This window comes from Thioclava sp. (assembly GCF_048263065.1).
Lineage (GTDB): Bacteria > Pseudomonadota > Alphaproteobacteria > Rhodobacterales > Rhodobacteraceae > Thioclava.
Genome location: NZ_JBLXEM010000028.1, coordinates 24,663 through 30,793, shown reverse-complemented (window position 1 = coordinate 30,793; position 6,131 = coordinate 24,663). Strand labels below are relative to the sequence as shown.

The following is a 6,131-nucleotide window of genomic DNA, read 5'->3' as shown; positions in this document are numbered from 1 at the left end:
CGCTTCACGCGGTCGAGCGTCAGCAGATACAGTGACGACAAAATTGTGTTGCCGCGCAACAATGCTGAGATGATGGTGACAAGGAGACCAACGGCAGCCCCTGCGAACATATATACCAAAATCATTTTTCCTCTCTCGCTATCGGTTCCATCGCCACTTCTGCGTGCGAAAAAATGCTTGACCTTCAAGCACGTTTTCTTGCTTTCGCTCACGTTCATCAAATCTTTGCTAAGATCGAATCTTGTTCGAAATTAGGCAGACGCATCACAACCTGTGCGTGTGGCAAAATGCCCACAGGATAGCCGAGCGCGGCCAACGTCCGACAGACTTAGTATCGGAAACATCACTGGATCCACCTAGAATTCTAAAATATCCTATGAAATAGGCGTGAATTGATTACGTTTGTGGCACCAATATCGCCTTCGAGTTGCAGTCCGAGAACCGGGTCATGCCTCCCAATGATCAATTCGAAATTCATAGAAAGGTCGGCAAATGCAGGCTTGGGTTGTGGGGCGGCATTGTTAAGGCGGATTATGAGTCATTGCAATTCCCGAACAAAATATTATGATCCATCAACTATCTCGATCAAAAAGAAGGCACTATATCCTGTAGAGAATCACCACAGGAGATTTCGTCGTTAAAGCCAACCCTTCAGCGCATTGAGCCTTCGTAAAGCTTTGCCCCTAACGATCTATCACAACAATCTATAGGAGTTTTTTTGTATTTTCGCCGAAATCAGAATCAGTGTTTCCCGCGAGATCCAGCCCTCCCATTTGCGTTGTGAGGTCTTCACGAATCCATATGATAGCAACTCAATAAAAGCGATATTAACGATCAGGTAAATGAGAAGCTCATAGAGAGAAGCGTTGGCCACCAAGCACGTTGTGTCAGCATCTTCCATATTTTCCTTGCGTCATCCCTAAGGTGTGTTAATAAATATACATTACAACCGAAACGGGAGTATAGTGATGGAAATGGCACCAATCAAAGTGCTCCAAGGGCACAAGGTAGCGCCGCTTCTCCTCCTCCATTCCGATTGGAGAAATATAACGCTTTGCCCTTTCCTTGCGGATGAAAACTCCCTGTTGGCGAAGGCGAGGAGCGGTCGCTTGCGGGCGCTGGCCAGCATCGAGGCCCGGCCAAAGGCAGCAGCGACCACTAGGCTCTTACTTTGGTCCAACAGCAGCAACTAAGAGTGAACAGACGATAGCGGAATCGGCGAGCGCACGCGTTTTCAATTTTTGACGTGCTGCACCTCTTCTATTCATAGACATCCAGGCAATCGTGCAGCAGCGTGCCGAAGGGACGGGAACGCCGGTTTCCGATATTGCGCTAAAGACAGTTGGCACGCGCGGCGAAGGTCGGTTCGCCGCCCAACCTGCGCGTCACCCTGTGGCACGGTAACATCGTTGCATGCTGCGAAAATAGGCTATCTTGCGCAGTTATTAGCGTCCCGCCCAACTTACAGGAAACGATCTGCCCCCGCAATTGGCCAGCTTTCCAATGTGACCGCCCGCATCATCAGCGTCATATCAGCGCCGACGCCAATCCCAAGGCATCATCAATTCGCTCGCCCAGATACCTGCTCGTTGCTTTCTAGCGGCGTCTTCCTGAGGAACGTAATCCCGCCCATACCGCCGATACGCGACGGCCCAGCCATTGCGAACAAGCCAAGCGTTCAGGTCTTCTCCGTTTTGGCGGCAGATCGCGACGAAGCGTTTATATCGGTCGATATCGGTGACCTCACATGAGACCGGCGCGCGTCCAATCTTGTCGGCGAGCTCAAATGACGCATCCTTACCGCAGTTCCACAGTTTGCCGTTGGGCAGCTTGCAGCGCTGACGGCTCTCAATCGCGTCGATCGCGTGTAGTCGAATTCGGTTGCCGTGAATGTCGATCGTGTCACCGTCAATAACCGACGCTGTGCCGGTTATGGTCTTTGCTTGCAGTGGCCCACAAAGACCAACTGCAAGGATAAGTCCGAGCAAGAGCCTTAGTGACAATGGACACGCCCCGCTTTGTTGTCCATGTGGCAGCACTGCCCAGCAGGTGAGCTTTTGCGGCAACCGCCACCGTGGGCAATTTCATCCTGGCTCATTGTAGCAGCCGTCGGCATGGCTTGGATCGGCAGTGAAAGCGCGAGCAACGCAGCCATGGTTGAAAGAATAGCCTTCATTGAAATACCTCCCACACAAATCAGTGAAGAAGATCGTATCGTCCTAGATGCTGGCTGCAAGTGGAATGATGCCGTTTTCGTGATCGCTTCCGGATTTCCGCAGCCGACTTTATCTGAGGCTATGTGGGTCACCGATACGGAACTCCGTGAATTGCTGTGGCCTGCATAAATGCGCGCATCGGGCGGCTCGAGAATGTTCGGACGATCTGCAGAATTTTTATAGCTCTCCACGCATGGTTGCCGCCTTCGCCGGACACCCCAGCGAGACATTGCGCAGCTTGGTCGTTCCAATCTGAAACTCTGTCGCGAGATGGGTATGCCCAAACAGCCATTGATCGGGCTGGTGCCGCTTGATTAGATCGCTGAGGTCCGAGGCATATGCTTGCGGCACCGATCCGCCCGGCGACAGTGCGAAGGGATGAGGCGCATGATGGGGCCCCACAACGGTCTCGCCTGAAAATGGCTCTGATAGCCGCGCCTCCAGCCATGCGACATGCTCACGATGCAGCGCAACCGTGTCGAGCGGGCGCGCCTAGCGAAAGCCCGCGTGCGCGACCCGGATATAGCGGTAATCGTTCATGATCCGCGCAGCCTCCGCAGCATTCTCTTCCAGCGTTCCAGCGCTCGCACGCATATCGGTCCAAAGCGTGCAGCACAGGTCGCGCGTGGTCCCGTAGGGAAACATGCCCTTGGCCTGCTCGCCCGTGACGTTGGGAGGAATGATTGCCTCGTCGCCCGGACGACAGTTGGCGGGCAGCGCGACCTTGTTGGCGTCGGCAGTTAGCAGCGCGCCGATGACCCGTAAGATCTCGTCGAAGTTGCGGCCGACATTCATCGGGTAGATCATAGTCAGCCGCAACTTCTTGTCCGGGTCGATGATGAAGACCGAGCGCACCGCTTGTATCTGGCTTGTTCATCAGATCGCAGACGTAATACATCTTGCCTTCGGCAAGGATGCGGATCGCGTCAAGTCGCGTTGGCACGGCCAGATTGGGAAGGGCGGTGAGAGGCATAATCTTACTTTGCGCATATGCGGTTAAGCGCATATATTGAGGCGAGCATCATATTTGTCAAGACGCATATCTCCTTTGCCACTCGGTCACCTTGACGCAGAGTGTTAATCGGCGTCCAATCTTGCCTCCCTATCGGCTTCCCAAATGCCCCTTGGTGCGCACAGGGAGCTGCCAGTCCACGAAGGGTGCCCCGTTGCGCAAGGCGCCGGGTTTGCGGTCCAGTAGAGGAACGTAATGCCACGGTTCAAAGTAGCTGATGTTGCGGGTGAAGCGGCGCTTGTGCTCGGCAATGACAACTATGCGTTTTGTGCCGGTGAAGAGTGAAGAGACCCAGGGCGCGGCGATGGTCTTCCGGGTTCGCGAGTTGTTGATCCGGCAGCGGACACAGGCGATCAACGCCCTACGCGGCCATTTGACTGAGTTCGGCCAGATTGTGCCGCAGGGGGCGGCTAACGCATCGAAACTGATCGCCATCGTCGAGGACCCGGACAGCGGCTTACCCGCCGATGCCATCCCCACGCTGAAGGTTCTGATCATGGCGCTCACCCATCTGGAGGCGGAGATACCATCGAGCAACGGGACTGGCTGCGCGGCATCCTCGACCAGACCGATGCGGCGCCTGCCGCAATGGCCCGCAATGACATGTTCTGGGTAGCCCGCCGCTTCGGGCGAGCGATCTGGAATCGGTGGACGGATAAGGCGATCACTGCACTCGCATCATTGCAGCAGTGCGGTTCGTCAAGGCGACGTTGACGTCGCGCATATTCATCGCCCGTGCCAGCGCGCTATAGCTTAGGCCGAAATGCAATACATCCGCGACCCGCAGATCGGGGCGGGCGGTGATGTCGAGGACCGTGTGATCGCTCGAATACCCAAGCATGCATAAGCCAACGCTGTGCGGCATCAGGCCGGCGATGTCGGTATCCATCGCGCCGAGACCGAGCACGGCGAGGCGGAGCGTGCCCTGTGGCAGAGCGGGGGGCTCATGGCCGAACGCGATGTGGGCTCGGGGGTCGGTCTGCGCCGTGTCGCGTGTCCAGATTTCAAGAATCCCGGCGGCCAAGGTGAATGCATCGGGGCGGGTGCCGGGTAAGGGGCGCTGTTCGGCAGCATCATGGCCGAGCAACAGGCTTTCCCCGAGCCGAAACTGATTGATCCGAGGTGGTAGAGCGCCGCTTTGCAGGAAGGGCAGCGCGGCGCTGTTGCCGGCGGAGAGAATTTCGAGAGGCTGGCCGGTCAAAGTTTCGATTTCTTCGACCAGGGTCATGAAGCGGCCGAGATTTTCACGGCTGGGCAGGAGACCGCGGTGGCAGGCGAAATTCGTGCCTAGCCCGGCGATGCGCAACCCGTCAAGCCTTGCGGCTCGCGCCGCGATGGCGGGCAATTCGGCGGGCGGGGCTCCTTCGCGCAGGTCGCCGACGTCGGCCATCAGCACGACTTGCACTTCGCGACCGGCGGTCCGAGCGGCATGAGCCAACGCGGCAAGGGTTTCGGGGGCGGTAGCGAAGATCGTGTCACAGAGGCGGACGGCCTCGGGCAGTTCGCCGGGTGCCGGCGGACGCAGGAGCTGCACATGCGCGTCGATCCCCGCAGCGCGTATCCGCCGGATATTGGCGAGACGCGCATCGGCTAGGGCGGGAAGACCGGCATCGAGCAGCGCCCGGACTGCCCCGGGATGCCCGGCAAGCCCCTTGGTGACACCGACCACAGCAACACCTCGCGCGCCGCAAAGGCGGCGCAGGGCGCGGGTGTTTTCGGTCAGGGTAGCGGTGTCAACATCGATCCGAGGCAGAGCACGGGACGGGGTGAGGGCTAGCGAGGTGCGCGGGTCGGTCATGGCGGCCTCAGGCTGCAGCGCGGCGGTGCCGCTCGCGTTCAATCATGCCGAAGAGATCGCGCGGATCGTCAGGATCGGCAATCATATCGAGCCGCTGCCCTCGATCAAGGCGCACCACCTGATCGCGCAGCCAGCGCAGGGCCGAGAAATCCTCAATCGCGAAGCCAACTCCGTCAAACAGGGTGATCTGGCGGGAATCGCGTCGGCCCTCCGCGGCGCCGCTGAGAACCTCCCACAGTTCCGTGACCGGGAAATCGGGGGCCATTTGCTGAATCTCACCCTCGATCCGGGTCTGGGGCGGATACTCCACAAAGACGTCGGCACGGTTTAGGATATCGCTCTGTAGCTCGGTCTTTCCGGGGCAGTCGCCTCCGATCGCATTAATATGGACACCGGCGCCGATCATGTTGTCGTGTAGGACAGTGGCTATTTGCTTGTCCGCCGTGCAGGTTGTGACGATATCGGCCCCCTGGACCGCCTCTTCGGCGCTGTTACAGATGGTGACGGCAAGCCCGGAATCGGCTAGATTAGCCATGCATTTCCGGGTCGCCTCGGGATCGGTATCAAACAGGCGCAGGGCGGTGACGCCGCAGACTGTCTTGAGAGCGAGAGCCTGGAACTCGGATTGCGCCCCGTTGCCGATCATGGCTAGGGTTTGCGAACCGGGGCGGGCGAGAATTCGAGTGGCTAGGGCCGAAGTCGCCCCCGTGCGCAGGGCGGTGAGGATCGTCATTTCGCTAAGCAGCACAGGATAGCCGCTTTCTACATCGGCGAGCAGGCCGAAGGCAGTGACAGTTTGCAGCCCCTTCTTCATGTTGGCGGGGTGGCCGTTGACGTATTTGAAGGCATATTCGCGTCCGTCCGATGTGGGCATCAGTTCGATCACGCCGTCACGAGAATGCGAGGCAACGCGCGGAGTTTTGTCGAACAAGGGCCAGCGACGGAAATCTTCTTCGATATAGGCCGTCAGATCGGCGAGGCAGGTTTCGAGGCCGATATCGAGCACGAGATGCATCATCTCCTCGACATCGACGAAGGGGACATAGGCAAGATCGGAAGCGGTCATCGGGCGGGTTCCTTTCGGGTGTTGCAGCGTGGCGCAGGA

The 6,131-nt window shown here is 58.1% G+C and carries 7 protein-coding genes and 1 pseudogene; 2 read left to right on the top strand and 6 right to left on the bottom strand.

Features of this window, described 5'->3' with window-relative positions; all coding sequences use genetic code 11:
• Both ACN0SD_RS17865 and ACN0SD_RS17860 read right to left on the bottom strand, forming a co-directional pair.
• Nucleotides 1–218: hypothetical protein (locus ACN0SD_RS17865; RefSeq protein ID WP_417809574.1), on the bottom strand; the 218-nt coding region annotated here is incomplete at its 3' end.
• Between the two features lie 1,314 nt (nt 219–1,532).
• The gene (locus ACN0SD_RS17860; protein ID WP_417809573.1) at nt 1,533–2,003 is read right to left on the bottom strand and encodes a thermonuclease family protein; all 471 of its coding nucleotides are present in this window, start codon (nt 2,001–2,003) and stop codon (nt 1,533–1,535) included.
• A gap of 111 nt (nt 2,004–2,114) precedes the next feature.
• On the opposite strand from ACN0SD_RS17860, the gene ACN0SD_RS17855 reads away from it, so the two are divergent.
• Nucleotides 2,115–2,345, top strand: coding sequence for a hypothetical protein (locus ACN0SD_RS17855; protein ID WP_417809572.1), 231 nt, complete (start codon nt 2,115–2,117; stop codon nt 2,343–2,345).
• Between the two features lie 48 nt (nt 2,346–2,393).
• On the opposite strand, the gene ACN0SD_RS17850 is transcribed toward ACN0SD_RS17855, so the two are convergent.
• Both ACN0SD_RS17850 and ACN0SD_RS17845 read right to left on the bottom strand, forming a co-directional pair.
• Nucleotides 2,394–2,618 carry a hypothetical protein gene (locus ACN0SD_RS17850; protein WP_417809571.1) on the bottom strand — a complete coding sequence of 75 codons (225 nt, stop codon included), beginning with the start codon at nt 2,616–2,618 and terminating at the stop codon, nt 2,394–2,396.
• A gap of 90 nt (nt 2,619–2,708) precedes the next feature.
• Nucleotides 2,709–3,071, bottom strand: a complete 363-nt coding sequence (locus ACN0SD_RS17845) for a hypothetical protein (RefSeq protein ID WP_417809570.1) — start codon at nt 3,069–3,071, stop codon at nt 2,709–2,711.
• Between the two features lie 413 nt (nt 3,072–3,484).
• Between ACN0SD_RS17845 and ACN0SD_RS17840 the strand changes: the two are divergent.
• Nucleotides 3,485–3,754, top strand: a pseudogene (locus ACN0SD_RS17840) (IS110 family transposase); the annotation flags it as partial.
• Nucleotides 3,755–3,892: 138 nt separating this feature from the next.
• Here the strand turns inward: ACN0SD_RS17840 and ACN0SD_RS17835 are convergent.
• The gene (locus tag ACN0SD_RS17835) at nt 3,893–5,026 is read right to left on the bottom strand and encodes an alanine racemase (RefSeq protein WP_417809569.1); all 1,134 of its coding nucleotides are present in this window, start codon (nt 5,024–5,026) and stop codon (nt 3,893–3,895) included.
• A gap of 7 nt (nt 5,027–5,033) precedes the next feature.
• Complete coding sequence (locus ACN0SD_RS17830; protein WP_417809568.1) at nt 5,034–6,092, bottom strand: ornithine cyclodeaminase; 1,059 nt, start codon at nt 6,090–6,092, stop codon at nt 5,034–5,036.
• Nucleotides 6,093–6,131 lie beyond the last annotated feature (39 nt).